The sequence below is a fragment of the Enterobacter asburiae genome, from assembly GCF_024599655.1.
Lineage (GTDB): Bacteria > Pseudomonadota > Gammaproteobacteria > Enterobacterales > Enterobacteriaceae > Enterobacter > Enterobacter asburiae_D.
Genome location: NZ_CP102247.1, coordinates 1,894,041 through 1,920,128 on the forward strand (window position 1 = coordinate 1,894,041; position 26,088 = coordinate 1,920,128).

The following is a 26,088-nucleotide window of genomic DNA, read 5'->3' on the forward strand; positions in this document are numbered from 1 at the left end:
TCATAGTTGTGTGTCGCGGGTAAAACTTTCTGGATAAAGAATATTCCCTGACAGCTTTCCATAGGTAGACGTGATGGATTGCTGTTTACCGGTTTGATCAATCAGATTGCGCAGTTCGTCCATGCGGACCTTCAGCAGTGCCTTTAGCGCATTCTCATTTTCAAGGATCATTTCCAGCAGCGCACGCGCTTGCTCAACCTGAGCCGGAGGGCATGACATGATGGGCGTTTGAGAAATCCTTTCCACCAGTTGTACGTAATGCATTTCCTGCTCGATAAGCGCATCCCATTGACCAGAATGTGCGAGATTTAGCATAGCAATGCTCTGAGCATGTAACGCCTGCCAGTGGCTAAGCGCTGCGCTGGGATTATTCATCAAAAATTATCCTGAAATAGAGGACGCATTGGGGCCGATTTGCTTCCACGCATCCGCAATGTTGTTTAATAAACCCTCGACTTCAACAATTGCGTCTACGTCGTTACTGACATTCGCCAGCAACAAACGTCGAACCATATATTCGTACAAGGAGGCAAGATTCTCGGACAAGTCGCTCTCAACCTCCATGTTCAGTCCTGCTTTTAAACCGTTGTCGATGATGTTGATGGCTTTGGATAGGGCTTCGCCTTTCTCACGAATTTGTCCGGCTTCCATGAACAAACGCGCGCGAACAAGGGCGCTATGCGCCCCGTCGAACAACATGACAATCAGCTGGTGTGGACTGGCATTCATGACTGCGCTTTCTACTCCTATCTGCTGATAGGATTGAACACCAGAGGTCTTATACATATCCACTCCTGAAGGCTACGACTATTTTTGTGAGAACTGTTGGGTCAGGTAGTTGGCCGTGCTGGTCATTTTGGTGACTAATACGTCCAGACTGGTGAACTGGGTTTTGTAACGCGCCATGGTGGCTTCAATTTGAGCATCCATGGCATCGTAACGTTCGCCCAGCGTTTTCAGCGTTTTGTTGATCCCGTCTTTCGCGTTCTGGATCACCCCGGCGCTGCCGGTACTGGTGCTGAGCATATTGGTCAGCGTATTGTTCATCTGGGTGGCCAGACCGGTAGTTTTCCCGTCACCAACAAAATACTGCTGTACGGCGCCAGGGTTGTCAGTAAGTACTTTTTTCAGCTTATCGGTATCGACTTTTAGGTTACCGACGGTACCGTCCGCGCCTTTTACCGGGTCCTGGGTAATCCCCAACTGGGCCATGATCTGAACCGAGCCGGTTTGTGCTTCGGTTAGCAGGCCGCGCAGCTGAGACTGAACTCCGCGCACGTTCGCATCACCGACCAGCGCGCCGTTGCTGGTAGACTGGCCGCCAGCGCCTGCATCGACAGGAACATACTTCGTCAGGCTGTTAATGGTGGACTGCAGCGAGTTGTACGCTGTAACCCAGTCCGTGATCGCCTTCTGGTTCGCATCCGTTGCGCGTGAAACCTCAAGGGTTTCATCGGCTTTGCTCTCGGCCTTCACCGAGAAGGTGACCCCAGGCAGCGCATCGGTAATGGTATTCGACTGACGCTCGATGGAGATGTTGTTCACCACCACAATCGCGTTCTGCGCGTCGGTGTTCACCGTCAGCGCGCCCGTTTTGGTGGTTGAATCATAACCAATGGCGCTTTGCAGCTTAGCGTCGCCGGTAACGCTTACCGTCATCGCACCATCCGTACCGGTGGTTTTGGATGACAGCATCAGGCGGTAATCACCGTCTTTCGCTTTAATGACGCTGGCGGTGACGTTGCCGTTTGCTTTATTAATGGCGCTCGCGATCCCGGCCAGCGACGTATCGCCATCTGCCAGGGTGACCTCTAAAGGCGTTTTCGTGCCCGGCTGGGTGATGGTGATTTTACGCGTTGTACCTGTCGTATCGCCCAGCAGGTCCGTGTTGTTAGCGTAGGAGCCGGTGGTGAGCGCCTGTGCCTTTGCAACCTGGTTGACGTTGACAACAAAAGAACCTACTGACGCGTCAGCCGTTGTTGTAGCTGTAAAGGCCGTGTTGGTGCTGCTAACGGACGTTGAGTTCCAGGTGGTTGCTTTACCCAGTGCAGCGGTCGCAGTCTGCAGCGATGTCATGGCGCTCTGCAGCTTGCCGTAAGCGCTTAACTGTGCGTTATACGTTGATTGCTGGGAAGTAATCGTCGTCAGCTTGGTTTTCTCTGCCGCTTCCAACTGATTATATAAATCCCCGAGTCCTGCAGAACCTATCCCGAGGTTACTGATAGTAGCCATGCATATTTTCCTTAAAATACGAAAGTAGTTCAGGACTCTTATCGGCCTCTCAACGTAAAAGTTTACGACGGTGAGAAAAAAATAATCCAAAGAATAGACGCGTCCTGGCGGGGTAAATGAATGGATTGCACTTTAGGGACATTATCAGTGCATTAAAAACACGAGTAAGTGTGTGCCTTTTTTGTCATCTCTTTGAGCGTTAAAAAAGCGTAAAAAATAAACCTTTGACGGACCTTAATTGATTTTTTAAAAATAAAATCATTAATAATCAGTGTGTTGTAATTTTTTAAAAATTGATTCTAAAGTCTTTTGGGGACCCGTCGATAACCTTGTTGACGGTGAGAGACGCTGTGAGTGTTAGGCACCGGACCTAAAACCCAATTTTTGAAGGAAACAAAATTATGGCAGTTATCAATACTAACCTGATGTCCCTGACCACTCAGAACAACCTGAACAAATCTCAGTCTTCTCTGGGTACTGCTATCGAGCGTCTGTCTTCAGGTCTGCGTATTAACAGCGCGAAAGACGATGCTGCTGGTCAGGCAATTGCAAACCGCATGACCGCTCAGATCAAGGGTATGAACCAGGCCGCACGTAACGCCAACGACGGTATCTCCATGGCGCAGACTGCTGAAGGCTCTCTGAACGAAATCAACAACAACCTGCAGCGCGTACGTGAACTGGCTGTACAGGCGAGTACTGGTACTAACAGTACCTCTGACCTGGCTTCTCTGCAGGATGAAGTTACCGCTCGTCTGGCAGAAATCAACCGCGTTGCGGGCAAAACTGACTTCAACGGCATCAAACTGCTGGACGGTTCTGCTGGTGCAGCTGGTGTGGTTAAAATTCAGGTTGGCGTGAACGACGGCGACACCATCGATCTGGACCTGAGCGGTGCTAAAGCTGACACCACCACCCTGGGCGTGAACGCTATCGACCTGAAAAGCGTACAACCTACCGACCTGGCAACTATCGACGCAGCTATCGCTAAAGTTGATAAAGCACGTTCAGGCCTGGGTGCTGTGCAGAACCGTTTCACTTCTGCAATCAACAACCTGAACAACACCTCTAACAACCTGTCTGCTGCTCAGTCCCGTATCCAGGACGCTGACTACGCAACTGAAGTTTCCAACATGTCCCGCGCGCAGATCCTGCAGCAGGCTGGTACTTCTGTTCTGTCTCAGGCAAACCAGGTTCCACAGACCGTTCTGTCTCTGCTGCGTTAATTTTACGCGTGAAACCCCGCTTCGGCGGGGTTTTTTTATCTCTGCTATTTGAGAATCCGCCTGTGAAACAAATCAGTGTCACTCAACCAAAGCTGGTCGCAGATTTTTCATGTGTCGGTGGGGAATGCCGTGAACATTGTTGTCAGGGCTGGACCATCGCGTTTGATAAATCCTCCGTTAATCGCTATCTGAACAGTAAAAATGCCGCCATTCGTCATACGGCGAAAACGGCGATAAAAGTCACCAAAAAGCAGTATGGCAACTGGGGCGAAGTGATTTTCCATACGGAAAGTAAAAACTGCCCGTTTATGGATACGGAAAAACTCTGTTCTATCCATAGCGCCATGGGCGTCCAGGCCTTAAGCCCCACCTGTTCGTCCTTTCCACGGACAAACCGGGTCTATAAAAATGAAATCGAAAAATCGCTGAACCTCTCGTGTCCGGAAGTGACCCGACTTCTGTTGAACGATCGGGAGTCTATGTCGATGATGGAATCCATCAGCGTCCAGCAGGACGTCAATAATGCGCCGATGATTGATTTGAAGGCAAAGGTCATCAATCTCTTCTGCCAGAATATTTTCAGCGTTGAGGCGGTCAGCGTTGAAGAACAGGTTTACGCCGTGGTGAAATTCCTCATGGTGGCTGAAAAGCTCGATAATCTCGAAGAGAATATCGGCACGCTCGAAACGGTCTATTTCTCGCTGGTTAACGAACTGGTGAGCGGTAAAATCAAAACGGAATTAGGCGGATTTAATCAGAACTACAGCCTGAAATTCGCGTTAATTTCACTCATCCAGAGCTACTTTACGAAGAAAGCGACAGCCCGCGGTGGTGCGGTATTAAACCGTTATTTTACTCAGCTTTATCAACAATTTGAGTCGGCTGGTGACACTGTGCCGGCAGAGAAGGTCATGGAGAACATCGAGTCCGTCTGGCGCGATGTTGCGGGCAGTTACCTGGCGACCAATGACCATTTATTTAAGAACTTTTTTAAATACAAACTGTGGGAGCAGGGCTTCCCGCAGAACAATGGCCGCAGCATGTTGAATAATCTTTATTTAATCGTCGCGGAGTTCTATTTCCTTAAAACGTTACTTGCCGGTCAGGCACTCGTGGCGGGAAAAATTGAACAAGATAATATCATTGATGTTATTTACAGCTTCCACTCCCTTAGCCAGCATAATCAGGAAGCGGGAAAGCTCTTTCATCAACATATAGATAGCGTCAAACTCGGCGACGATCTTTCATTGTTACAACTGTTAATTTAGGCAGAAAAGTTGCCCCTGTTGTGGGCAACCTCAGAATAACCTCACTTTATCCCCCTTTTTCATCCAATTGAACGCCCTGCAGAATCGGATAATCATGCCGATAACTCAACTAACGCAGGGCTGTTTATCGTGAATTCACTCTATACCGCTGAAGGTGTAATGGATAAACACTCGCTGTGGCAGCGTTATGTCCCGCTGGTGCGTCACGAAGCATTGCGCCTCCAGGTGCGCTTGCCGGCGAGCGTGGAACTCGACGATCTGCTACAGGCGGGCGGTATCGGGTTATTGAATGCAGTTGACCGATACGACGCTCTGCAAGGAACGGCATTTACGACTTACGCAGTTCAGCGTATTCGTGGTGCGATGCTGGACGAGCTGCGCAGCCGAGACTGGGTGCCGCGCAGTGTTCGCCGCAACGCGCGCGAAGTGGCGCATGCGATGGGGCAGCTGGAACAGGAGCTGGGACGTAACGCAACGGAAACCGAAGTGGCGGAACGTCTTGGCATTGCTGTTGAAGAGTATCGTCAGATGTTGCTCGATACCAATAATAGCCAACTCTTCTCTTATGACGAGTGGCGCGAAGAGCATGGCGATAGCATCGAGCTGGTGACGGATGAGCACCAGCAGGAAAACCCGTTACACCATTTAATGGAAGGGAATTTACGCCAGCGCGTCATGGAGGCTATTGAAGCTCTGCCTGAACGCGAACAGCTGGTATTGACCCTTTATTACCAGGAAGAGCTTAACCTCAAAGAGATTGGCGCTGTTCTGGAGGTGGGAGAGTCGCGGGTGAGCCAGCTGCACAGCCAGGCCATTAAACGCTTACGAACCAAGCTGGGTAAGTTATAGGTGATTGATTCACCTGAAAAATGCCGCACAACGTATTGACAACCAGGAGTTATCATGACGGTGCAGCAATCTAAAAGACGGCCTTTAAGCCGCTACCTGAAAGACTTTAAACACAGCCAGACGCATTGCGCCCACTGTAACAAGTTACTCGATCGTATCACGCTGGTTCGCCGGGGCGAAATCGTCAATAAGATTGCGATTTCGCGTCTCGACACGTTAATGGACGAATCGGCATGGCTCGAAGAGCAAAAAGAGTGGGTGGCGCTTTGCCGTTTCTGTGGGGATCTCCACTGCAAAGAGCAAAGCGACTTCTTCGACATTATCGGCTTCAAGCAGTTCCTGTTTGAACAAACGGAGATGAGCCACGGCACCGTTCGCGAATATGTGGTTCGCCTGCGTCGCCTTGGGCAGCATCTGACCGTAAACAATATTTCTCGCGATCTGCTGAAAACCGGTTATCTGGATGAAAATCTGGAGCCGTGGCTGCCTGCGACCAGCACCAACAACTACCGAATTGCGTTGCGCAAGTATGCGCAATACAAGGTACAAATGCCCGGTGCTATAAAGCAGAAAGCCCACGCCGGAACAACTTCTGATATATATTAAAAAAGAATAAGATGTAGCGCAGTCGCCTTTGACGTTGCAGGCGATTTCTCTACACTACGTAAAAATTCCACTATATCGGGGTATTTATGAAATTTGCACTTCTGGGTCGTCAGGCGCTGATGGGTGTTATGGCCGTTGCGCTGGTTGCGGGCATGAGCGTGAAAACGTTCGCCGCTGAAAACCTGCTGAATAAAGTAAAAGAGCGCGGTACGCTGCTGGTCGGGCTGGAAGGAACCTATCCTCCGTTCAGCTTCCAGGGCGATGACGGTAAGCTGACCGGTTTTGAAGTGGAGTTTGCTGAAGAGCTGGCGAAGCACCTCGGCGTGAAAGCGTCCCTGAAACCGACCAAATGGGACGGTATGCTGGCATCGCTGGATTCCAAACGTATTGATGTGGTGATTAATCAGGTGACCATTTCTGACGAGCGTAAGAAGAAATATGACTTCTCTACGCCGTACACCGTGTCCGGTATTCAGGCGCTGGTGAAGAAAGGCAACGAAGGCGGGATTAAAACTGCCGCGGACCTGAAAGGGAAGAAGGTCGGTGTCGGTCTGGGGACCAACTACGAAGAGTGGCTGCGCCAGAACGTGCAGGGCGTGGATATCCGCACCTATGATGATGACCCGACGAAATACCAGGATCTGCGCGTGGGCCGTATCGACGCCATTCTGGTTGACCGCCTGGCAGCGCTGGATCTGGTGAAGAAAACCAACAATACCCTGGCCGTAGCGGGTGATGCGTTCTCTCGTCAGGAATCAGGCGTGGCCGTTCGTAAAGGTAACGAAGACCTGGTCAAAGCGATTGATTCCGCGATTGCTGACATGCAAAAAGACGGAAGCCTGAAAGCGCTCTCCGAGAAGTGGTTCGGTGCAGACGTCACGAAATAAGTTTCTGCCGTAAAAAAAGGCGCTTTTAAAAGCGCCTTTTTTATTTCTTTCGCGTCTGCGTGCATAATGAAAAATATCACATTTTGTCAGAGTTACCGGAGAACCCATGTCACTACAGAATTTAACGCGCTTTCCCCGCCTGGAGTTTATCGGCGCGCCGACTCCGCTGGAGTACCTGCCGCGATTTTCTGATTATTTAGGGCGCGATATTTTTATTAAGCGTGATGACGTGACGCCGATGGCGATGGGGGGCAACAAGCTGCGCAAGCTGGAGTTTCTGGCGGCTGACGCACTGCGCGAAGGCGCGGATACGCTCATTACTGCCGGGGCTATCCAGTCCAACCACGTTCGTCAGACGGCGGCAGTGGCGGCAAAGCTTGGTCTTCATTGCGTGGCCCTGCTGGAAAACCCGATTGGCACGCGGGCAGAAAACTATCTCACCAACGGTAATCGCCTGCTGCTTGACCTGTTTAATGTACAGGTCGAAATGGTGGATGCGTTGACCGACCCAACCGCCCAGCTCGATGAGCTGGCAACGCGTCTGGAAGCGCAGGGCTTCCGTCCCTATGTTATCCCCGTCGGCGGGTCGAACGCGCTGGGCGCGCTGGGGTATGTGGAAAGTGCGCTGGAAATCGCGCAGCAGTGCGAGGGCGCGGTGAGTCTCTCCTCGGCGGTTGTCGCGTCCGGGAGTGCGGGCACGCATGCCGGGCTGGCGGTGGGGCTGGAGCAGCTGCTGCCGGACGTCGAGCTGATTGGCGTGACGGTGTCCCGCAGCGTCGCGGATCAGAAGCCAAAAGTGGTGACTTTACAGCAGGCGGTAGCCGAGCAGCTGGAGCTGAAGGCAAAGGCCGATATTCTGCTCTGGGATGACTATTTTGCGCCGGGTTACGGCACGCCTAACGAAGAGGGTATGGAAGCGGTGAAGCTGCTGGCGCGCCTCGAGGGGATACTGCTCGATCCGGTGTATACCGGCAAAGCGATGGCCGGACTGATTGATGGCATTGCGCAGAAACGCTTTAAGGATGAAGGGCCGATTTTATTTGTCCATACCGGCGGGGCGCCTGCGCTGTTTGCCTACCATCCTCATGTCTAAAAATCAGGTCGAAAAATAATAATGCAAGAAAGTATTCAACTGGTTATTGATTCTCTGCCGTATCTGCTGAAAGGTGCGGTATTTACGTTACAGCTCAGTATCGGCGGGATGTTCTTCGGGCTGGTACTGGGATTTGTGCTGGCCTTGATGCGCATGTCACCCGTCCTGCCGGTACGCTGGCTGGCGCGCTTTTATATCTCCGTGTTTCGCGGTACGCCGCTTATCGCCCAGCTCTTTATGATCTACTACGGCTTACCGCAGTTTGGTATCGAACTGGATCCGATTCCCGCAGCGATGATTGGTCTGTCGCTCAATACCGCGGCGTACACCTCAGAAACCCTGCGAGCAGCGATCTCCTCCATTGACAAAGGGCAGTGGGAGGCTGCGGCCAGTATCGGGATGACCCCGTGGCAGACGCTGCGCCGGGCCATTCTGCCGCAGGCGGCGCGCGTGGCGCTTCCGCCGCTGAGCAACAGCTTCATCAGCCTGGTGAAAGATACTTCCCTGGCGGCAACGATTCAGGTGCCGGAGCTGTTCCGACAGGCGCAGCTCATTACCTCGCGCACGCTTGAAGTCTTTACCATGTATCTGGCCGCCTCGCTGATTTACTGGGTGATGGCGACGGTGCTGTCTGCTCTGCAAAACTACTTCGAAAACCAGCTTAACCGCCAGGAGCGTGATCCAAAATGAGTGCTATCGACGTCAAAAACCTGGTGAAAAAATTCCACGGTCAAACGGTGCTCCACGGAATCGATCTTGAAGTCGAGCAGGGTGAAGTCGTGGCGATTATCGGACCGAGCGGTTCGGGAAAGACGACGCTGCTGCGCAGTATTAACCTGCTTGAACAGCCGGAAGGCGGCACTATTCGGGTAGGGGAGATAACAATTGATACCGGAAAATCAATCAGCCAGCAGAAAGGGTTGATTCGCCGCCTGCGCCAGCATGTCGGCTTCGTTTTCCAGAACTTCAATCTCTTCCCGCACCGTACGGTGCTGGAGAACATTATTGAAGGGCCGGTCATTGTAAAAGGTGAATCGAAAGAGGACGCAACGGCGCGGGCGCGCGAACTGCTCGCCAAAGTCGGGCTGGCGGGGAAAGAGACCAGCTATCCGCGCCGTCTGTCGGGAGGGCAACAGCAGCGCGTGGCGATAGCGCGCGCGCTGGCGATGCGCCCGGACGTGATCCTTTTTGATGAACCAACCTCTGCGCTCGATCCGGAACTGGTGGGTGAGGTACTGAACACCATTCGCCAACTGGCACAGGAAAAACGGACGATGGTGATCGTAACGCATGAGATGAGCTTTGCACGCGATGTTGCTGACAGAGCCATCTTTATGGATCAGGGGCGGATTGTGGAGCAGGGGCCGGCGAAAAGCCTGTTCGCTAACCCTCAACAGCCGCGAACCCGTCAGTTCCTTGAAAAATTCCTGATGCAGTAGAATTTTTGCACTAATTTGCTCCAGAAATTTAGCCTGGAGCAAATTATTCTCCCCCTGCACGCCGTCCTGTGTTTTTTTATTCCACCCAGCTCGGATAAACCTTATCAATAGTAAAGTTAATTGTGCTATTGCCGATATTTTGTAGTTAGAAAAAAGTTTTATGTGTTAGGTTATATTCACCATAATAATGATTATCTTTTCAGAGGCTTCATTTAGTAAGTATGAAGGATTCAGACTTTTTCACCTGGCGACGGGATTGCTCCCTCCGGTTTCAGGAATTGACCTGTGCCGACGAGGTATATCAGGAACTTCAGCGACAAACTCAGACGCTTGAATTTGATTATTTCGCGCTCTGCGTGCGCCATCCCGTGCCATTTACCCGGCCTAAGATCGCCGTGCATACCACTTATCCAAAGCAGTGGATGGCGCAATATCAATCCGCGAACTATTTCGCTATTGATCCCGTCTTAAAACCGGAGAATTTCATTCAGGGTCATTTACCCTGGACCGACGCATTATTCGCTGACGCGCAGGAATTATGGCATAGCGCGCAGGACCACGGTTTACGTGTGGGAATAACGCAGTGTCTGATGCTGCCTAATCACGCGCTCGGCTTCCTGTCGGTTTCCCGTACTAGTGTACTGGAAGGGCCATTTGCCCGTGAGGAAATAGAACTGCGGCTGCAGATGCTGGTGCAAATGGCCTTAACTTCTCTGATACGCTTTGAAGATGAGATGGTCATGCCACCCGAAATGAAATTCAGCAAACGCGAACGCGAAATTCTGAAATGGACTGCGGAAGGGAAGACGTCTGCGGAAATAGCGATCATTCTCTCCATCTCCGAGAATACCGTTAACTTCCATCAGAAAAATATGCAGAAGAAATTCAACGCGCCTAACAAAACCCAGATCGCGTGCTACGCGGCGGCAACGGGACTGATCTGACGGGATAATACGTTCTGCGTGACAGACGAGCGAACGGCTGAATGCACTGCATCCAGCCGTTTTTTGTTACTGGCGGTAGGCTTGTTTGATTTGCTTAACGGTGTTAGCAAATACCGCAGATTCAGCCTGGTCTTCCATCTCCGCGATTTGTTTTTCCATTTTAATGATCACACGACCGGCGTCCGCCTGGCCCATCGCCTGCAGCATCAGCGTTAGCAGCGCTTTCAGGCAGTTTACTTCCTGTGCCAGTTCCTGGTTATTCTCAGCAGTGGCAAATTCAGGTGTGCTCATTTATTTTCCTCATTATTAAACGGCGCTAAAGTGCGACGACGAAAGTCAAGGCGGCGGAGTATACCACAAGCTGACGCAAAAAATGCAGCGGTTGTTTTTCGTACTTTTACGCGGATGTTTAATTGCGTAAACAGAACCTACCGGTAAACTGAAGCGCTGTTTAAGGCTATTAATTGTTTATGCCCGGTTCGCTTGCCGTTAATTATTGTTACAAAAATTTGAGATCTGTTTTTTTGCAGGGAAGTCCTGCAGGTTTTTTGTAACTTTTTGAATACAGATGCTTAAAAAAAGCTGCAAAAGCCCTGTGTACACGGCCTTTCTTTCCACGGACTGTACAGCCTAATTTCCAAAAACGAGAGCGAAATCGAATAGCCGGTTTTTTAACGTTTTAATCTTGTGAGGAAAACCGTTAATATAAACCAAATTATCACTCAGTAGCGTTATCCCTATTCTGGAGACATTTCCTTTGATCAACGTCCTTCTTGTTGATGACCACGAACTGGTGCGCGCAGGGATACGACGCATTCTTGAAGATATTAAAGGTATTAAAGTTGCCGGTGAGGCGTGCTGTGGGGAAGATGCGGTAAAATGGTGCCGCACAAACTCGGCCGATGTGGTACTGATGGATATGAACATGCCCGGTATCGGCGGTCTTGAAGCAACACGCAAAATCGCGCGTACCTTTGTTGATACAAAAGTCATCATGCTGACCGTGCATACCGAAAACCCACTGCCCGCGAAAGTGATGCAGGCGGGCGCAGCGGGCTACCTGAGTAAAGGTGCTGCGCCGCAGGAAGTCGTCAATGCAATCCGTTCCGTGTTTGCCGGACAGCGTTACATTGCTTCCGACATCGCTCAGCAGATGGCGCTGAGTCAGATCGAGCCCGAGAAAACCGAATCACCGTTTGCGAGTTTGTCCGAGCGTGAATTGCAGATTATGCTGATGATCACCAAAGGTCAGAAGGTGAATGAGATCTCGGAACAGCTGAATCTCAGCCCGAAAACGGTGAACAGCTATCGTTACCGGATGTTCAGTAAACTGAACATTCATGGCGACGTCGAACTGACGCACCTGGCCATCCGGCACGGCTTGTGTAATGCGGAGACGTTGTTAAGTCAGTGAGTGATGTGTTCGATTCAAAAGCATTTCTGAAAACCGTAACCAGCCAGCCTGGCGTCTATCGCATGTATGACGCTGGCGGTACGGTTATCTATGTGGGGAAGGCAAAAGATCTTAAAAAACGCCTCTCCAGCTATTTTCGCAGCAACCTGGCCTCCCGGAAGACCGAAGCGCTGGTCTCACTCATTCAGAATATTGATGTCACCGTCACGCACACAGAGACAGAAGCGCTGCTGCTTGAGCACAACTATATAAAGCTCTACCAGCCGCGCTATAACGTTCTGTTGCGTGATGATAAATCCTACCCGTTTATTTTTCTGAGCGGCGACACCCATCCGCGCCTCGCCATGCACCGCGGTGCAAAACACGCCAAGGGCGAATACTTCGGGCCGTTCCCTAACGGCTATGCCGTGCGTGAAACGCTGGCGCTGCTGCAAAAAATCTTCCCGATCCGCCAGTGTGAGAACAGCGTTTACCGTAACCGCTCGCGCCCTTGCCTGCAGTACCAGATCGGACGCTGCCTGGGCCCCTGCGTGGCCGGGCTGGTGAGTGAAGAAGAGTATGCGCAGCAGGTGGATTATGTGCGCCTGTTCCTGGCCGGAAAAGACGATCAGGTCTTAACGCAGCTGATCGCGCGGATGGAAAAAGCCAGCGCCGCACTCGAGTTCGAAGAGGCCGCGCGGATCCGCGACCAAATCCAGGCGGTGCGCAGAGTCACTGAGAAACAGTTTGTTTCGAATACCGGTGACGATCTCGACGTCATCGGCGTAGCCTTTGACGCCGGGATGGCCTGCGTGCACGTGCTGTTTATTCGCCAGGGCAAAGTGCTCGGCAGCCGCAGCTATTTCCCGAAAGTGCCCAGCGGTACCGAACTGGGTGAAGTGGTGGAAACCTTTGTTGGGCAGTTCTATCTGCAGGGGAGCCAGATGCGCACGCTGCCTTCTGAGATCCTGCTCGATTTTAATCTTGACGATAAAACCCTGCTGGCCGATTCGCTCTCTGAACTGGCGGGCCGTCGGGTCAATGTTCAAACCAAACCGCGCGGCGATCGTGCGCGTTATCTGAAGCTGGCGCGAACCAACGCGGCGACGGCACTCACCACTAAGCTGTCGCAGCAGTCGACGGTGCACCAGCGTTTAACGGCCCTGGCGACGCTGCTGAAGCTTCCGGAAGTGAAACGGATGGAGTGTTTCGACATCAGTCATACGATGGGGGAACAGACGGTAGCGTCCTGCGTGGTGTTTGATGCGAATGGTCCACTCCGCGCCGAGTATCGCCGCTATAACATCACCGGCATCACGCCGGGTGATGACTATGCGGCCATGAATCAGGTGCTGCGTCGTCGCTATGGTAAAGCCATAGAAGAGAGCAAAATCCCGGATGTGATCCTGATTGACGGCGGGAAAGGGCAGCTCGGCCAGGCGAAAGCGGTATTTGAATCGCTTGATGTCAGCTGGGATAAAAACCATCCGCTGCTGCTGGGCGTCGCAAAAGGGGCCGATCGTAAGGCCGGTCTGGAGACATTGTTCTTCGAGCCGGAAGGTGAGGGCTTCAGCCTGCCGCCGGATTCCCCGGCGCTGCACGTCATCCAGCATATTCGCGATGAATCGCACGATCATGCCATCAGCGGTCACCGCAAAAAACGGGCGAAGGTGAAAAACACCAGTAGTCTGGAAACGATTGAAGGCGTGGGGCCAAAACGTCGGCAGATGCTGCTGAAGTATATGGGCGGATTGCAAGGATTACTCAACGCCAGCATGGAGGAAATTGCAAAAGTGCCGGGTATTTCGCAAGGGCTGGCAGAAAAGATCTACTACTCGTTGAAACATTGAGGGCTCTGTAGCAACATAGAGCTAAATTTTACTGACAACAAATAGTTACCGTCACTATGCAATATAATATCCCTACGTTGCTCACTCTCTTTCGTGTTGTACTCATCCCGTTCTTTGTACTGGCGTTTTACCTGCCGGTTGTCTGGGCACCTTTCGCCTGCGCATTGCTCTTCCTGATCGCGGCGGTCACCGACTGGTTTGATGGCTATCTGGCCCGTCGCTGGAATCAAAGCACTCGTTTCGGTGCCTTCCTCGATCCGGTGGCAGACAAAGTGATGGTCGCTATCGCCATGGTGCTGGTGGCCGAGCACTATCATACCTGGTGGGTGACGCTGCCTGCGGCAACTATGATTGGTCGTGAGATCATCATCTCCGCGCTGCGCGAGTGGATGGCGGAACTGGGGAAACGCAGCAGCGTGGCGGTCTCGTGGATTGGTAAAGTCAAAACGACGGCGCAGATGGCAGCGCTGGTCTGGATGCTCTGGCGTCCAAACGCCTGGGTTGAATGGGCGGGAATTGGTCTGCTGTGGGTTGCGGCAGTGCTGACGCTGTGGTCCATGCTGCAATATTTGAACGCTGCGCGCGGGGATTTGCTTGATCAGTGATCGTTTCGCCGTAATTTTCAGCAAACGATCCGGGGATGCAAAAAATAACGTTGACTCATAACGTCATATCAGTAGAATGCAACGCATCGAACGGCGGCACAGCAAGCCGGACGATAGTGAAATCAAGTGGTTAGACGTTTACTTGATGACATGCGGGAATAGCTCAGTTGGTAGAGCACGACCTTGCCAAGGTCGGGGTCGCGAGTTCGAGTCTCGTTTCCCGCTCCAGATAAAAGACATGCGCAGTTGCGGGTGTCAGTTTAAAAAGTTTTACGGCGCGTTAGCAAAGCGGTTATGTAGCGGATTGCAAATCCGTCTAGTCCGGTTCGACTCCGGAACGCGCCTCCACTTTCTTCCCTGGCCGGATGGTGGAATCGGTAGACACAAGGGATTTAAAATCCCTCGGCGTTCGCGCTGTGTGGGTTCAAGTCCCACTCCGGCTACCATGGGAAACAAAGAATAATCAAAGCAATAAGCAGTGTCGTGAAACCGCCCCTTTAGGCGGTTTTTTTATTACATCTGTGTGACTTCAGAATATAAATTGTTTGATGACTTTCAGTTAAAAAAGAAAAGCCTTCAGCTTTCTGACCTGAAGGCTTCTCATATTTCGATCTTACAATCGTTATCGCATAGAGTCTGGCACTGCGCTTTTGTCCTTTCGTTTCGACCGTTTCTGACGTAATAGCGCAACTAACCAGATGATTAAAGTAGTGGTTAAGATCGCAGCTGTGAACAAAACCAACGTGTAGTAATCAAGAAAGTCTTCCTCCATGACATAGCCATACTTTTCTACATACCATCCATAAATCTCCAAATCGGGCATAAAGTAGCAAAACACTGAATATAATATGAAGAGGGTAGCTAGTTCTGCATACCAGAGAAGCACCTGTGAAAGAGGTTTCATCAATATACCTGTATTGTGCCAAACGCCCTCAGCTGGGCTGTAACCATGACTGGTGGCGATTTAACGAGTGCCCTCCAGAGGATCATGTAGTCGGATAACGAAACTAGAGAAATACATCCATCGCTGTTTCCGTTATGACCTGCAGGGTGCAGACGAAATGCTCCACGCTCGACCGTTCCAATAAACGAATTATCATCAATTCGCTCATCTTCCCGAAAAAGAGCAAACCACAGATTGCGATCAGAACCGCTTTCTATAGTTTTATACAAATCGTTAAGTCTTGTATTCCATCCTCCCCGCGAGCGGGTGACGATATAGTATTTTCCCGGAGGAAGAGGCCCCCTCTTGGGTATTGCGATCGAATCAGGATTGTTTCTATGTTTCCCTTTATTGCCTGAGTAGGCAGCGAAAAAACCGACTCCTGGGCAGCTCAGGGAAGAGAGTTGTCCATTATTGATATGAAAATAACAACGAATCATCTGTCAGCCCACGAATCAGAAAATAGTATGTTACCGTCGCAGTGTTTCCAGGTGATGCGCTCATAACGCAAAGATATGCTTTCAAGATGATTGTGCTTTTCAGTCGCAGGGTCTTTCACATCATGCATGGTGGGGCACACAGAAACTACTTTTACTCCTTCAAGAAACATATTGAAGTATTCAACTTCCTGCCCAGCGTCGTTAATCCTGTACCACTTAAATTCCGCTGATTGTAACGTCTGCCCTTGCGCCACTGCCTTATAAAGGTAAGGGCTTGATGAATCAAATTCCTTTTCAAAGTTTAATGCGGAGTGAACACGCGTACCTGTAATTTTGCCGTTTGCGCTGTCAGTCGGAAGATGTAAACCATGCCCAAATCCAAGAACCTCAATACTGCCTTCGCGGTACTCAACATCAACAGACCCTTTGAGGTCTGTACCACCGTCATCTTTAAGCCAAAGATATGCAGGTATAGCCATTCTGAACGCTCCTTTTCAGTGAGTTTGACGTGATTGTCAGAGATTAATAAATCAACAAACTCAGGCTATCTCAAGGCATTGCGTGCTATACTTTCCATGAATATCTCGTTGTTATTTATATGAAAATATTTTAATGATTCCTTTTATTTCAAATCACACCCCGCCCAAATAAGCCTTCCTCACCTCCTGATTTCCCAGCAGCTCCTCGCCGCTGCCGCTCAGCCGGATCTGCCCGTTAACCATCACATACCCGCGATCGGAAAGCTTCAATGCGTGGTGCGCATTCTGCTCCACCAGAAAGATGGTCATACCGTTGCGGGCCAGCTCGCGTAGCGTCTGGAAGATCTGTTTCACCACAATTGGCGCCAGCCCGAGGCTCGGTTCATCCAGCAGCAGCAGCTTCGGACGGCTCATCAGCGCCCGGGCGATCGCCAGCATCTGCTGTTCTCCGCCGGACATGGTCATCGCGCGCTGCTTGCGTCGCTCCTTGAGGCGGGGGAACAGGTCGAACATGGTTTGCATATCCTCTGTGGCAAACTGGCTGCCGATGGGGATGGTCCCCATCAGCAGGTTCTCTTCAACGGTCATATCCGGGAAGATTCGTCTGCCTTCCGGCGCCTGCGCAATGCCGCCGGACGCGACGTAGTGGGTGGATTTATGGCTGATATCTTCACCACCGAAAAGGATCTGCCCGTTGCGGATACGGGGCTGGCCAAAGATGGACATCAGCAATGTCGATTTACCCGCGCCGTTTGCGCCAATCAGCGCCACGGTTTCACCCTTATTGACCTCGAGGGAGACCTGCTTCAGCGCCTGAATGACGCCGTAAAACACATCCACCTCGCGAAATGCCAGCAGCGGTTCGCTCATAGGGTGACCTCGCTTTCATCCGTACCCAGGTAGGCGGCAATGACCTTTTCATCATGCTGGATCTGCTCGGGTTTTCCCCTGGCAATAACATCCCCGTGGTCGAGCACGATAATGTCGTCCGAAATCTCCATCACCATCCCCATATCATGCTCAATCAGTAATACCGTGATGTCATGATGATCCCGCAGAAAGCGAATAATGCTGCTCAGCTTGTGCGTTTCAACCGGGTTCAGCCCGGCGGCGGGTTCATCCAGACAGATCATTTCCGGCCCGGTGCACATGGCCCGCGCAATTTCCAGACGCCGCTGCTGTCCGTACGACATCTCTCCCGCCAGGCGATTGGCGCACTCCACCAGATCCACCACTTCCAGCCAGTAGAAGGCTCTGTCCAGGGCGTCGCTTTCCGCCCGCCGGTACGCCGGCGTATTTAAGATCCCGGCGAGCAGATTGCGGTTAACGCGCATATGCTGCGCGACCAGCAGGTTTTCCACGACCGACATCTCGCGAAAAAGACGGATATTTTGAAACGTGCGGGCCAGCCCTGCGCGGTTGACCAGATGCGTTCCGCCAAACATTTTGTAGAACAGACGCTGCCCGAACTGCGCGGGGTTAATCCAGTCACCCGGCTGGAATTTTTGTCCGAGGACCTGAATAACGTTGGTCGTTTTATTGCGGGTATTAAATAGAATGTTGCCGCCGGAGGCCCTGTAAAAACCCGTCAGGCAGTTAAACACGGTTGTTTTCCCCGCACCGTTTGGCCCAATTAGGGCGGTAATAGAGCCACGCTGCACGTCCAGGTTGACGTCATTTAGCGCCTTAATCCCGCCGAAGTGCATCATCAGATGTTCAACGCGTAATATCGTTCCGTTCATGGCGCGACGCCCTTACGCACGGCAAACCCGCTGCGGTTAATGCGGATCAAACCGCGTGGACGCCAGATCATCATCACCACCATGAGCATGCCAAACAGCAGGACACGGTACTCGGCAAAACTGCGCAGCAGTTCCGGCGTTACCGTGAGCACAAAGGCGGCCAGCACCACGCCAAGCGTCGAGCCCATACCGCCCAGCACCACAATGGCGAGGATCAGCGCCGATTCAAAAAAGGTAAAGGAGGTTGGATTCACGAACCCCTGGTAGGTGGCGAAGAACACTCCGGCAATGCCCGCGGTGGACGCGCCCAGCGTAAAGGCCGACAGCTTAACCAGAACGTGATTTAACCCCATCGAGCGGCACGCAATTTCGTCTTCACGCAGCGCTTCCCACGCCCGACCAATCGGCATCCGCGTCAGGCGGTGCTTGATGTAGAGCACCAGCATTACCACCAGGAACAGCACCGCATAGATAAAAATAAACTTCATGTTCGGGTTGTAGGTCAGGTGGAAAAATTCGTGGAAGGGCACGCCGCCTTCTTTCGCGCGTCGCCCAAATTCCAGACCGAAAAAGGTGGGGGGAGGGGCCGAGACGCCGTTTGGTCCGCCGGTGAAGGTCAGCCAGTTGTTCAGTATCAGGCGAATGATCTCCCCGAACCCGAGGGTGACGATGGCGAGATAGTCACCGTGCATGCGCAGTACCGGAAAACCGAGCAGGGCACCTGCGGCGGCGGCCATGATTGCCGCCAGCGGCAGCATGCTCCAGAAGCCTAAGCCGAGATACTGGTATCCCAGCGCCAGACCATACGCCCCAATCGCGTAGAACGCGACATATCCCAGATCCAGCAGACCGGCCAGACCCACGACGATATTCAGCCCCAGGCCGAGAAGCACGTAGATCAGCCCGAGAATGGCGACGGTCAGCACATATTTAGTGGCGACAAACGGAAAGCAAATCGCAAGGGTAATCACCAGAGGAATAATCCAGCGCATGCGGCTTTTATATTCCGGTGGCCGAACATATACGCCCGCGCTATCGGCTTCGAAGCGCGCCTGGAAACGGGCGCCCGCGGCGGTACCTAAAAAGACGCTCAACAGAAAACGCCCGAGCATGACGATGCCAACCATCCAGGCCAGCCGCTGCCCGGCGAAGTTAAAGCTGTACCCGTCCAGCACCACGCCCGCTATGGGGCCGAAGATTATCAGCGCAATCAGCCCGGAAAAAATCGCGTCCAGAATGCAGCGTTTAAGTGAAAAACCCTGTGATGTCATCAGTCTCTCCCTCACACTTTAGCCACAATCGGGCGCCCAAGCAGGCCCTGGGGACGGAAAATCAGGATCATGACCAGCAGGCCGAACGAGAAGACGTCTTTATAGTCCGAGTTCACCATGCCCGAGAACTGGGCTTCCGCCACGCCCAGGATAAGGCCACCGAGCATGGCGCCGGGGAGGGAGCCGATGCCGCCGAGTACCGCCGCAGTAAAGGCTTTAATGCCGATCACGAACCCGACGTAGAAATCAAAGGTGCCGTAATTCATGGTGATCAACACCCCCGCCAGACCGGCCATTGCCGCGCCGATGACAAAGACCAGCGAAATAATTCGGTCGGTGTTAATACCCAGAATGGAGGCCATCTTACGATCCTGCTGTACCGCGCGGCACATCCGGCCCAGCCGGGTATGGTTGATTATCCAGGTAAGCACCAGCATGCCGACAAACGAGGCAACCAGAATAAACACTTTGGTGTAGGTTATCTGCACGAACCCGTCGCCCAGATGCAGGCGAATCACGCCGTCCAGCATGGTCGGCACCCCTTGCTGACGCGGACCCTGGCTCAGCTGCGCGTAGTTTTGCAGGATAAGCGACATCCCGATGGCGGAGATCAGCGGCGCCAGGCGCGTGGAGTTGCGCAGCGGCTTGTAGGCGATACGCTCGATGGTCCAGCCGTACACCCCGGTTACCACAATGGTGAACACCAGCGTCCCGAGGATCAGCAGCGGGAACGACTGCAGACCGAAGAAAGAGAGCAGCGCCAGGCCAATGGCACAGAGATAGGCGGAAATCATATACACTTCGCCGTGGGCGAAGTTGATCATGCCGATAATGCCGTACACCATGGTGTAGCCGATGGCGATCAGGCCGTAGACGGAGCCCAGCGTTAAGCCATTGATTAACTGTTGCAGGAAGAATGTACTCATCTTAGCGCGCTCGTTTTATAGGCTGCGCGAGCCGCACAGCCTGATGTTTATTACGCGCCGACGGGCAACCCCGCCGACGTTGAGCGTGACTCCGTCCCGTTACTGCACTTCCTTATATTTTCCTTTGTCGTCCCACTGGTAAACCACGTAGTCAGACACTTTCAGATCGCCTTTGCTGTCCCAGGCTTTTTTGCCCATCACCGTGTCGACGGAATTGGCTTTCAGCCACTCGCTGGCTTTGGCGGAGTCCTTGCCACCAGTGGCCTTGAAGGCTGCGGCAATGGCCTGGACGGAGGCATAGGAGTAAAGGGTGTAACCTTCCGGTTCGAATTTACCAGCGCGGAACTTCTCGATAACCGCTTTACCGTCCGGGATAAGGCGCGGATCTTTACCGAAGGTCATGTAAATGCCGTTGGTGTATTGCGGGCCACCCGCGGCGGTCACCATCTCCTCGTTGACAATACAGTCCCCGGAGAAGAATTTTGCCTGTACGCCCTGCTCACGCATCTGGCGAACCAGCGGGCCGGCTTCCGGGTGACAGCCACCGAAGAACACGACGTCCGGTTTTTGCGCGCCGATCTTGGTGACCAGCGCGTTAAAGTCTTTTTCACCGCGGGATAACCCCTCATACATCACATCCTGAACCCCGCGTTTCGCCAGTGCCGCTTTGGTGGCGTCAGCCAGACCCTGACCATAGGTGTCTTTGTCGTGAATGATCACCACACGTTTGGCTTTCAGCTTGTCGATGATGAAGTCGCTGGCAACCTGACCCTGCTGGTCGTCGCGGCCGCACATGCGGAACATATCGCTCATGCCGCGTTCGGTGATCAGCGGGTTAGTTGAGCCGGGGGTAATCGCAATAATGCCTGCGTCGCTATACACCTCGGATGCGGGCATGGTGGAAGAGGAGCAGAAATGGCCGACCACGGCGTTGACTTTATCCTGGTCAACTAAACGGTTGGCGACGGCCACGGCCTGCTTGGGCTCGCAGGCATCATCCCCCTGAACCAGTTTGATTTTCTCACCGTTAATGCCGCCTGTGGCATTAATGTCTTCAGCGGCCTGCGTTGCGCCGTGCCAGTACTGATCGCCATAGGTGGCGTTCGGACCCGTGAACGGTCCGGCCACGCCAATCACAATATCTGCCCGGGCGGAAAACGCCGTCACCAGGCAACCGGCCAACACAAGAGAAAGAGGAGTTCTGATAAATTTCAGCGACATTATTATGTTCCTTAGCAAAGAGGTTTTTGCACCACGGCGTAAACCCGAACGCCCGACGGCGCAGCCAATCCGAAACACGAGCAAGAACAAAATGCACTAAACGAACAAGATACAGACGGCATCCTGCATATTACGGCGAGATTTCCCTGCGCAGGGACGCGCGAAGAACGTTAAGCAAAAACGTTGCCAGAATGGTTAACCCATTGACCAGCATGCGACATGTTTGAGTATAGAGCGCCGCGTTATGCCGCCTTGCGGGAGGAGAAGAAATTACAGCGGAGATCACATATCGTTAACAATAAAGCCCATAAGTTGTGCAAAGGTCACGATTTGCACGTTTTTGCAGCAATAAAGACCTAAACTTCAGCCCGGAGAGGCGTGAGATATGTGTTAGGATCGTTTCCTTTTTTGCAGGAGTATCAGCGATGACTGAAGGCCCATTGAATGAAAGCGAAATGGCATGGCTTGAAGAGACGTTAATGTCTTACGGTCATGATGACGCGTCCGTGATTGACGTGTCCGAACTGGACGGCATGCTTACCGCAGTGCTTTCCGGTCCTGTTGTCGTTGAGCCAGATGCCTGGCTGGTGGCGGTGTGGGGTGGCGAAAAGTATATTCCGCGCTGGAAAAACGATCGTGAGATGAACCGTTTTATCGATCTCTGCTTTAAGCATATGAACGATATTGCCGAGCGCCTGAGCGAGTACCCGGATCAGTTTGAACCGATGTTCGGTTATAACGACGTTGACGGCGAGAGCTATACCGTAGTGGAAGAGTGGTGCTATGGCTATATGCGCGGCGTGGCGCTGACGGACTGGTCAGCCTTGCCGGAAGCCCTGAAAGCCGATCTTGAGGTAATTGCTCTGCACGGGACGGAAGAGAACAGCGAAAAGCTGGATGAACTGTCCGAAGAGGAGTATATCGCCAGCATCGAGAGCATCCAGCCTGCGGCGCTGCGTTTATATCAATACTGGGTTAACAACCCGCAGCAGCCGGAAGTGAAGAAACCGACGGTGAACGGCACGAAGGTCGGGCGTAACGATCCGTGTCCTTGCGGCAGCGGGAAGAAGTTTAAGAGCTGCTGTTTGCACTGATAAAAAAAGGGGCTGATGATAGCCCCTTTTTTATTTAACCCACTTCCGGCAGCATCCCGGCTGCAATCAATACCTGCACCAGAATAATCACCACCCCACAGCCAAAAACAACGCACAGCAGCGGTTTTCCGCCCGCCACGCGATATCCCTGCTGAGGATGCTGCTGGCGGCTCTTCCATGCCAGCAGGGAAGGGAGGAGAAGGGCAAGGATCGACAGCGCTACCCCTGCGTACCCCAGCGCCATCACAAATCCGCGTGGGTAAAACAGCGCGAACGCCAGCGGCGGCAGGAAGGTGATTGCACCCGTCTGTAACCGTCCGGCCGCGGTATTGCGACGCTGGAACAGGTCGGCCAGGTAATCAAACAGGCCGAGCGCCACGCCCAGGAACGAGGTTGCCAGCGCCAGGTCGGCAAACAGGTGTACCGCCAGCTCCACGTGCGGGGAGGTTACGACCTCGCGCAGTGCTAGCAGAAAACCGTTCAGGCCAGCGTGTTGCGCCATCAGCCCAATAAAGGTTGAAGAGTCAATGCTGCCCAGCGTCACCAGCTGCCAGAAAATATAGGCAATCAGCGGGATCGCGCTGCCGATAACAAAGACGCGGCGCAGCTTGCGGATATCGCCGTTCATATAACTGACGATGCTCGGCACGCTGCCGTGGAAGCCAAACGAGGTGAAAATAACCGGGATCGCGGAGAGCGCTAGCCCTTTTTCCAGCGGCAGCGTCAGCAGGTTGACCTTGTGCACGTGCGGCGCCAGCAGCACCAGCATGACGATCAGGAAGAGAATTTTGGCGCTGAACAGAAAACGGTTAAACAGATCGACCAGCGATGTGCCCACGCAGACCACGCCGCCGCCGATGAGCGCAAAGAAGATAGCCCCCGTCGCAGGGGTAATGTCAGAGCCAAACCAGTCATTGACGCTGGAGGCGATAAGCTCCCCGGCGCCGCTGATATAGGCGGCGGTCAGGGCGTACATCAGGAACATCATGCTAAAGCCGGTTATCCACTGGCCGTAGCGTCCCAGATAGCGCGCCGCAAGCGAACCCAGACCGGTATCGGCGGGCACGTGCTGGTAAACCTCAAGCAGCAACAGTGCGGTGTAACACATCAGCGCCCAGAGCGTGCCCAGCAGCAGCAGGGTCATGCCAAATCCCACACCCGCGGCTGCCAGGGGCATTGCCAGCATTCCTGCCCCAATTGTCGTTCCGGCGACGATAAAAATACTTCCCAGGGTTCTGTTTCTCACGCTTTCCTCTACAACGATGCTTAACCGCGACAAAATCTGCGGCGCAGAGTAAGGGAAATGCCGTAATTCGTCAAATCACCGTTACAAGTAGTGTAATGAATGGTTTACGAATTAATGACCCTCTGATCCTTTATAGGCTTCTGCCTACTTCATAAGGGCAATGTTGCTGCGCGACATTCCGGCGTAACGTAAACAATAAATATAAATTATCAAATTAAGTGAGGGTTTTATGGCAGGGGAGAATCCCTTTACCGCGGCATGGAGCCGGGGAGGTAACCTGTTGTGCCATGGTCACTGGATAATCAGCTGGCAGAACCAACCCCTGATACTTCCCGAGTCCCGTCGCGAAAAGGATATGGGCACTTGGGCAATCTATTCGGTTATTGATCCTGAAGACGAAACCTTTGCACAAGGCTTACAGGAAGATGAGTGGATTATTGAGAATGTCGAGTGGTTAACGGATATGTTCTTCGAAGTGGGCATTCCGCTGGAGACCTCCAGCTACCGCTATTTTTACCAGGCCGTGAATCCCCATGACTGGCGCTGCACCAGCTGTGCGGGCTGTATGTAAATTAACGCGGTGCCGGAAAGCGGCACCGCGCTGAAATTAATTCTGCGTATCAAGAGTGGAAAGTTCTTTATCAATAAAGTAAAGACCTTCGCCGGATTTCCCCACCAGAGATAATTTGTCCAGCACGGATTTAAACAGTTTCTCTTCTTCGTGTTGCTCAGCGACGTACCACTGCAGGAAATTAAAGGTTGGATAATCCTGGCTGGTCATCGCCGCATGAACCAGTTCGTTAATTTTCTGCGTGATCAGCTGCTCGTGCTCATAGGTAGCGCGGAACAGTTCATCGAGAGAATTATACTCAGCAAAGGGTGACGTCACGGTTTCAATGCGCGGCAGGCTGCCCGTATCCGTCAGATAATCAAACAGACGCTGCATGTGGGTCATCTCTTCCTGAGCGTGACGACGCAGAAACGCGGCAGCGCCTTCGAAGCTGTGGTAGCTGCACCAGGCGCTCATCTGCTGGTAGAGCAGGGATGAAAAAAGCTCAAGGTTCATTTGTGCGTTGAGCTTGTCGATCATTTCAGTTTTCAGCATGGTGACGCTCCGGATTATTATTTCTGGTTCACAATGAGCGACACTATAATTTGTTATTTAATTATTTGCAAAACGTAAAATTTTTATTTTATTTATTTAAAATACGAATGGGAATAAAACGCATTGGCAATTTTTAAAACTTATTAATGAGAATTATTTTTGTTCGTAATGAAATAAACTGCCAGCACGCGCTGGCAGCTTCGATTAATACCACGGATTATTTGACTTAGGATTAACGGCGTAACCCATACATTTATACTGGATGGTCACGCTCTCGTTCAGGCACAAAGAGCCGCTCGTCAGGGTGCAGGTTTTAATGGGCTGACCATAGGCTGAGGCAGTGGCATACCCCATGCTCTGACACGCTTTTGCCGCCGTGCCGTTATTTACATACTCATCGGAATACGCATTTTGCAGCGCTGCCTGGCCGTAGTCGAGGCGGACGATGCCGTTCGGCGCGTCGAGGCTGCTAACTTCAGCCTGGCGATTAATGCTACACCCCGCGAGCAGCAGGATTGTGCCGGCTACAATGACTCTTTTCATGGTTCGCTCTGAGTGGATGGAAATACGTTATCGTACCCGCAGATGCCCGCTGCAATGCCTGGAATAGCCGAACAATCTGCCCTCACTCTTCGCAACGGGTCAGCGTTGAGCGCTTTCAGTCCATACCGCAAGAAAAGTGTGATATGAGTCACAAAAGTGTTGATTTTTGTGATGGTGGTCATATTATAGGCACGTTGATAATAAAGTTGTATAACAAGTTAATGGAGCATCATCGTGAAACTGCGCAAAATCCTGAAAAGTATGTGGGCCAATTACTGCCGCACGTTCAAAGACGTGCCGCCGGGCGCCATGTTCTGATAAAAAAAACCTGCTTCGGCGGGTTTTTTTGTACCTGCTGATGATGAAGGGAAGATGTCAGGGGGGGTGTTTTGATACTATGGCGGCCTTTAAATAAGGAGAAAGCCCCCATGTCACAAAACCTGAGCGCCGATCAGGAACTGGTCTCTGACGTTGTCGCCTGTCAGCTGGTTATCAAACAAATCCTCGATGTTCTGGACGTGATTGCGCCGGTTGAAGTGCGCGAGAAGATGTCTACGCAGCTGAAAAACATCGATTTCGCCAGCCATCCTGCTGCCGCTGACCCGGTTACGCTTCGTGCGATCCAGAAAGCCATCGCGCTGATTGAGCTGCGATTCACGCCGCAGGGTGAGTCCCACTAAAGCAGG

General features: G+C 52.4%; 31 protein-coding genes and 3 tRNA genes. 19 read left to right on the plus strand and 15 right to left on the minus strand.

Features of this window, described 5'->3' with window-relative positions; genetic code table 11:
* Genes fliT through fliD form a run of 3 tightly spaced genes read right to left on the minus strand, consistent with a single transcriptional unit; the run spans position 1 to position 2,232 of the window.
* Complete coding sequence (gene fliT / locus NQ230_RS08910; protein WP_008500332.1) at positions 1-375, minus strand: flagella biosynthesis regulatory protein FliT; 375 nt, start codon at positions 373-375, stop codon at positions 1-3.
* Between the two features lie 6 nt (positions 376-381).
* A complete protein-coding gene (gene fliS, locus NQ230_RS08915; RefSeq protein WP_159514457.1) occupies positions 382-786 on the minus strand; it encodes a flagellar export chaperone FliS in 405 nt (134 codons plus the stop codon).
* 21 nt (positions 787-807) lie between these two features.
* Positions 808-2,232, minus strand: a complete 1,425-nt coding sequence (gene fliD, locus NQ230_RS08920; protein WP_159514456.1) for a flagellar filament capping protein FliD — start codon at positions 2,230-2,232, stop codon at positions 808-810.
* 401 nt (positions 2,233-2,633) lie between these two features.
* On the opposite strand from fliD, the gene NQ230_RS08925 reads away from it, so the two are divergent.
* The 9 genes from NQ230_RS08925 (at position 2,634) to sdiA (ending at position 10,544) form a co-directional block, all read left to right on the plus strand.
* Positions 2,634-3,458 (plus strand): flagellin N-terminal helical domain-containing protein, encoded by an 825-nt coding sequence (locus tag NQ230_RS08925; RefSeq protein ID WP_159514455.1) that lies wholly within the window; start codon positions 2,634-2,636, stop codon positions 3,456-3,458.
* Positions 3,459-3,466: 8 nt separating this feature from the next.
* On the plus strand, positions 3,467-4,726 hold the full coding sequence (gene fliB, locus NQ230_RS08930; RefSeq protein WP_257260827.1) for a flagellin lysine-N-methylase: 1,260 nt from the start codon (positions 3,467-3,469) through the stop codon (positions 4,724-4,726).
* Positions 4,727-4,855: 129 nt separating this feature from the next.
* Entirely contained in the window at positions 4,856-5,575 is a 720-nt protein-coding gene (locus tag NQ230_RS08935) for an RNA polymerase sigma factor FliA (protein WP_014170714.1), read from the plus strand.
* A 54-nt stretch (positions 5,576-5,629) separates the two neighbouring features.
* A complete protein-coding gene (fliZ, locus tag NQ230_RS08940; RefSeq protein ID WP_063143663.1) occupies positions 5,630-6,181 on the plus strand; it encodes a flagella biosynthesis regulatory protein FliZ in 552 nt (183 codons plus the stop codon).
* An 86-nt stretch (positions 6,182-6,267) separates the two neighbouring features.
* Positions 6,268-7,068, plus strand: a complete 801-nt coding sequence (gene tcyJ, locus NQ230_RS08945; RefSeq protein WP_023336163.1) for a cystine ABC transporter substrate-binding protein — start codon at positions 6,268-6,270, stop codon at positions 7,066-7,068.
* 106 nt (positions 7,069-7,174) lie between these two features.
* The gene (gene dcyD, locus NQ230_RS08950) at positions 7,175-8,161 is read left to right on the plus strand and encodes a D-cysteine desulfhydrase (RefSeq protein ID WP_219323122.1); all 987 of its coding nucleotides are present in this window, start codon (positions 7,175-7,177) and stop codon (positions 8,159-8,161) included.
* Between the two features lie 21 nt (positions 8,162-8,182).
* Complete coding sequence (gene tcyL / locus NQ230_RS08955; RefSeq protein WP_028019576.1) at positions 8,183-8,851, plus strand: cystine ABC transporter permease; 669 nt, start codon at positions 8,183-8,185, stop codon at positions 8,849-8,851.
* The gene (gene tcyN / locus NQ230_RS08960) at positions 8,848-9,600 is read left to right on the plus strand and encodes an L-cystine ABC transporter ATP-binding protein TcyN (RefSeq protein ID WP_023336161.1); all 753 of its coding nucleotides are present in this window, start codon (positions 8,848-8,850) and stop codon (positions 9,598-9,600) included. Before tcyL ends, tcyN begins: the two co-directional genes overlap by 4 nt.
* A 221-nt stretch (positions 9,601-9,821) precedes the next feature.
* On the plus strand, positions 9,822-10,544 hold the full coding sequence (sdiA, locus tag NQ230_RS08965) for a quorum-sensing transcriptional regulator SdiA (protein ID WP_257260833.1): 723 nt from the start codon (positions 9,822-9,824) through the stop codon (positions 10,542-10,544).
* Positions 10,545-10,610: 66 nt separating this feature from the next.
* Here the strand turns inward: sdiA and NQ230_RS08970 are convergent, their stop codons facing one another.
* A complete protein-coding gene (locus NQ230_RS08970; RefSeq protein WP_008500345.1) occupies positions 10,611-10,835 on the minus strand; it encodes a DUF2594 family protein in 225 nt (74 codons plus the stop codon).
* Positions 10,836-10,860: 25 nt separating this feature from the next.
* Positions 10,861-10,914 (minus strand): hypothetical protein, encoded by a 54-nt coding sequence (locus tag NQ230_RS23040; RefSeq protein WP_425249250.1) that lies wholly within the window; start codon positions 10,912-10,914, stop codon positions 10,861-10,863.
* A 387-nt stretch (positions 10,915-11,301) separates the two neighbouring features.
* Between NQ230_RS23040 and uvrY the strand changes: the two genes are divergently transcribed.
* The 6 genes from uvrY to NQ230_RS09000 all read left to right on the plus strand — a co-directional run bounded on the left by uvrY (position 11,302) and on the right by NQ230_RS09000 (position 14,838).
* A complete protein-coding gene (gene uvrY / locus NQ230_RS08975; protein ID WP_013096026.1) occupies positions 11,302-11,958 on the plus strand; it encodes a UvrY/SirA/GacA family response regulator transcription factor in 657 nt (218 codons plus the stop codon).
* Complete coding sequence (uvrC, locus tag NQ230_RS08980; RefSeq protein ID WP_257260835.1) at positions 11,955-13,787, plus strand: excinuclease ABC subunit UvrC; 1,833 nt, start codon at positions 11,955-11,957, stop codon at positions 13,785-13,787. Before uvrY ends, uvrC begins: the two co-directional genes overlap by 4 nt.
* Positions 13,788-13,843: 56 nt before the next feature.
* The gene (gene pgsA, locus NQ230_RS08985; RefSeq protein ID WP_023336158.1) at positions 13,844-14,392 is read left to right on the plus strand and encodes a CDP-diacylglycerol--glycerol-3-phosphate 3-phosphatidyltransferase; all 549 of its coding nucleotides are present in this window, start codon (positions 13,844-13,846) and stop codon (positions 14,390-14,392) included.
* 152 nt (positions 14,393-14,544) lie between these two features.
* Positions 14,545-14,620, plus strand: a tRNA-Gly gene (locus NQ230_RS08990).
* 46 nt (positions 14,621-14,666) lie between these two features.
* Positions 14,667-14,740 (plus strand) — tRNA-Cys (locus tag NQ230_RS08995).
* Positions 14,741-14,751: 11 nt separating this feature from the next.
* Positions 14,752-14,838 (plus strand) — tRNA-Leu (locus tag NQ230_RS09000).
* Between the two features lie 457 nt (positions 14,839-15,295).
* Here the strand turns inward: NQ230_RS09000 and NQ230_RS09005 are convergent.
* From NQ230_RS09005 to NQ230_RS09035, 7 genes are all read right to left on the minus strand, one after another.
* The gene (locus tag NQ230_RS09005) at positions 15,296-15,775 is read right to left on the minus strand and encodes a DUF2778 domain-containing protein (protein WP_257260838.1); all 480 of its coding nucleotides are present in this window, start codon (positions 15,773-15,775) and stop codon (positions 15,296-15,298) included.
* Positions 15,772-16,254 (minus strand): Hcp family type VI secretion system effector, encoded by a 483-nt coding sequence (locus tag NQ230_RS09010; protein ID WP_061097831.1) that lies wholly within the window; start codon positions 16,252-16,254, stop codon positions 15,772-15,774. Before NQ230_RS09010 ends, NQ230_RS09005 begins: the two co-directional genes overlap by 4 nt.
* A 153-nt stretch (positions 16,255-16,407) precedes the next feature.
* Positions 16,408-17,124 (minus strand): ABC transporter ATP-binding protein, encoded by a 717-nt coding sequence (locus NQ230_RS09015; RefSeq protein WP_121424257.1) that lies wholly within the window; start codon positions 17,122-17,124, stop codon positions 16,408-16,410.
* A complete protein-coding gene (locus NQ230_RS09020) occupies positions 17,121-17,996 on the minus strand; it encodes an ATP-binding cassette domain-containing protein (protein ID WP_257260841.1) in 876 nt (291 codons plus the stop codon). Before NQ230_RS09020 ends, NQ230_RS09015 begins: the two co-directional genes overlap by 4 nt.
* Positions 17,993-19,267, minus strand: coding sequence for a high-affinity branched-chain amino acid ABC transporter permease LivM (gene livM / locus NQ230_RS09025; protein ID WP_121424254.1), 1,275 nt, complete (start codon positions 19,265-19,267; stop codon positions 17,993-17,995). Before livM ends, NQ230_RS09020 begins: the two co-directional genes overlap by 4 nt.
* An 11-nt stretch (positions 19,268-19,278) precedes the next feature.
* The gene (locus NQ230_RS09030; protein ID WP_121424252.1) at positions 19,279-20,193 is read right to left on the minus strand and encodes an ABC transporter permease subunit; all 915 of its coding nucleotides are present in this window, start codon (positions 20,191-20,193) and stop codon (positions 19,279-19,281) included.
* 99 nt (positions 20,194-20,292) lie between these two features.
* Positions 20,293-21,414 (minus strand): branched-chain amino acid ABC transporter substrate-binding protein, encoded by a 1,122-nt coding sequence (locus NQ230_RS09035; RefSeq protein WP_121424250.1) that lies wholly within the window; start codon positions 21,412-21,414, stop codon positions 20,293-20,295.
* Positions 21,415-21,839: 425 nt separating this feature from the next.
* Between NQ230_RS09035 and NQ230_RS09040 the strand changes: the two genes are divergently transcribed.
* The gene (locus NQ230_RS09040; RefSeq protein ID WP_023336148.1) at positions 21,840-22,508 is read left to right on the plus strand and encodes a YecA/YgfB family protein; all 669 of its coding nucleotides are present in this window, start codon (positions 21,840-21,842) and stop codon (positions 22,506-22,508) included.
* 34 nt (positions 22,509-22,542) lie between these two features.
* Here the strand turns inward: NQ230_RS09040 and tyrP are convergent, their stop codons facing one another.
* A complete protein-coding gene (gene tyrP / locus NQ230_RS09045; protein ID WP_048979950.1) occupies positions 22,543-23,754 on the minus strand; it encodes a tyrosine transporter TyrP in 1,212 nt (403 codons plus the stop codon).
* Positions 23,755-23,983: 229 nt separating this feature from the next.
* On the opposite strand from tyrP, the gene NQ230_RS09050 reads away from it, so the two are divergent.
* Complete coding sequence (locus NQ230_RS09050; RefSeq protein ID WP_159514449.1) at positions 23,984-24,325, plus strand: PM0253 family protein; 342 nt, start codon at positions 23,984-23,986, stop codon at positions 24,323-24,325.
* A 36-nt stretch (positions 24,326-24,361) separates the two neighbouring features.
* Here the strand turns inward: NQ230_RS09050 and ftnA are convergent, their stop codons facing one another.
* Together ftnA and yecR are read right to left on the minus strand one after the other, a co-directional pair.
* Complete coding sequence (ftnA, locus tag NQ230_RS09055) at positions 24,362-24,859, minus strand: non-heme ferritin (RefSeq protein ID WP_023336146.1); 498 nt, start codon at positions 24,857-24,859, stop codon at positions 24,362-24,364.
* Between the two features lie 204 nt (positions 24,860-25,063).
* Positions 25,064-25,402 (minus strand): YecR family lipoprotein, encoded by a 339-nt coding sequence (gene yecR / locus NQ230_RS09060; RefSeq protein ID WP_023336145.1) that lies wholly within the window; start codon positions 25,400-25,402, stop codon positions 25,064-25,066.
* 234 nt (positions 25,403-25,636) lie between these two features.
* On the opposite strand from yecR, the gene azuC reads away from it, so the two are divergent.
* Both azuC and NQ230_RS09070 read left to right on the plus strand, forming a co-directional pair.
* Positions 25,637-25,720 (plus strand): stress response protein AzuC, encoded by an 84-nt coding sequence (gene azuC, locus NQ230_RS09065; RefSeq protein WP_014884364.1) that lies wholly within the window; start codon positions 25,637-25,639, stop codon positions 25,718-25,720.
* Between the two features lie 110 nt (positions 25,721-25,830).
* On the plus strand, positions 25,831-26,082 hold the full coding sequence (locus NQ230_RS09070; protein ID WP_008500405.1) for a DUF2766 family protein: 252 nt from the start codon (positions 25,831-25,833) through the stop codon (positions 26,080-26,082).
* Positions 26,083-26,088: the final 6 nt, after the last annotated feature.

Coding starts and splice junctions, on each gene's coding strand:
- NQ230_RS08970 (WP_008500345.1), bottom strand. CDS start 10,835: ATGAGCACACCTGAATTTGCCACTGCTGAGAATAACCAGGAACTGGCA.
- pgsA (WP_023336158.1), top strand. CDS start 13,844: ATGCAATATAATATCCCTACGTTGCTCACTCTCTTTCGTGTTGTACTC.
- ftnA (WP_023336146.1), bottom strand. CDS start 24,859: ATGCTGAAAACTGAAATGATCGACAAGCTCAACGCACAAATGAACCTT.
- dcyD (WP_219323122.1), top strand. CDS start 7,175: ATGTCACTACAGAATTTAACGCGCTTTCCCCGCCTGGAGTTTATCGGC.
- NQ230_RS09035 (WP_121424250.1), bottom strand. CDS start 21,414: ATGTCGCTGAAATTTATCAGAACTCCTCTTTCTCTTGTGTTGGCCGGT.
- fliT (WP_008500332.1), bottom strand. CDS start 375: ATGAATAATCCCAGCGCAGCGCTTAGCCACTGGCAGGCGTTACATGCT.
- NQ230_RS09040 (WP_023336148.1), top strand. CDS start 21,840: ATGACTGAAGGCCCATTGAATGAAAGCGAAATGGCATGGCTTGAAGAG.
- tcyL (WP_028019576.1), top strand. CDS start 8,183: ATGCAAGAAAGTATTCAACTGGTTATTGATTCTCTGCCGTATCTGCTG.
- fliS (WP_159514457.1), bottom strand. CDS start 786: ATGTATAAGACCTCTGGTGTTCAATCCTATCAGCAGATAGGAGTAGAA.
- fliZ (WP_063143663.1), top strand. CDS start 5,630: ATGACGGTGCAGCAATCTAAAAGACGGCCTTTAAGCCGCTACCTGAAA.
- NQ230_RS09020 (WP_257260841.1), bottom strand. CDS start 17,996: ATGAACGGAACGATATTACGCGTTGAACATCTGATGATGCACTTCGGC.
- NQ230_RS09015 (WP_121424257.1), bottom strand. CDS start 17,124: ATGAGCGAACCGCTGCTGGCATTTCGCGAGGTGGATGTGTTTTACGGC.
- NQ230_RS09050 (WP_159514449.1), top strand. CDS start 23,984: ATGGCAGGGGAGAATCCCTTTACCGCGGCATGGAGCCGGGGAGGTAAC.
- yecR (WP_023336145.1), bottom strand. CDS start 25,402: ATGAAAAGAGTCATTGTAGCCGGCACAATCCTGCTGCTCGCGGGGTGT.
- livM (WP_121424254.1), bottom strand. CDS start 19,267: ATGACATCACAGGGTTTTTCACTTAAACGCTGCATTCTGGACGCGATT.
- NQ230_RS09010 (WP_061097831.1), bottom strand. CDS start 16,254: ATGGCTATACCTGCATATCTTTGGCTTAAAGATGACGGTGGTACAGAC.
- NQ230_RS08925 (WP_159514455.1), top strand. CDS start 2,634: ATGGCAGTTATCAATACTAACCTGATGTCCCTGACCACTCAGAACAAC.
- NQ230_RS09030 (WP_121424252.1), bottom strand. CDS start 20,193: ATGAGTACATTCTTCCTGCAACAGTTAATCAATGGCTTAACGCTGGGC.
- NQ230_RS09005 (WP_257260838.1), bottom strand. CDS start 15,775: ATGATTCGTTGTTATTTTCATATCAATAATGGACAACTCTCTTCCCTG.
- tcyJ (WP_023336163.1), top strand. CDS start 6,268: ATGAAATTTGCACTTCTGGGTCGTCAGGCGCTGATGGGTGTTATGGCC.
- fliD (WP_159514456.1), bottom strand. CDS start 2,232: ATGGCTACTATCAGTAACCTCGGGATAGGTTCTGCAGGACTCGGGGAT.
- tcyN (WP_023336161.1), top strand. CDS start 8,848: ATGAGTGCTATCGACGTCAAAAACCTGGTGAAAAAATTCCACGGTCAA.
- sdiA (WP_257260833.1), top strand. CDS start 9,822: ATGAAGGATTCAGACTTTTTCACCTGGCGACGGGATTGCTCCCTCCGG.
- NQ230_RS09070 (WP_008500405.1), top strand. CDS start 25,831: ATGTCACAAAACCTGAGCGCCGATCAGGAACTGGTCTCTGACGTTGTC.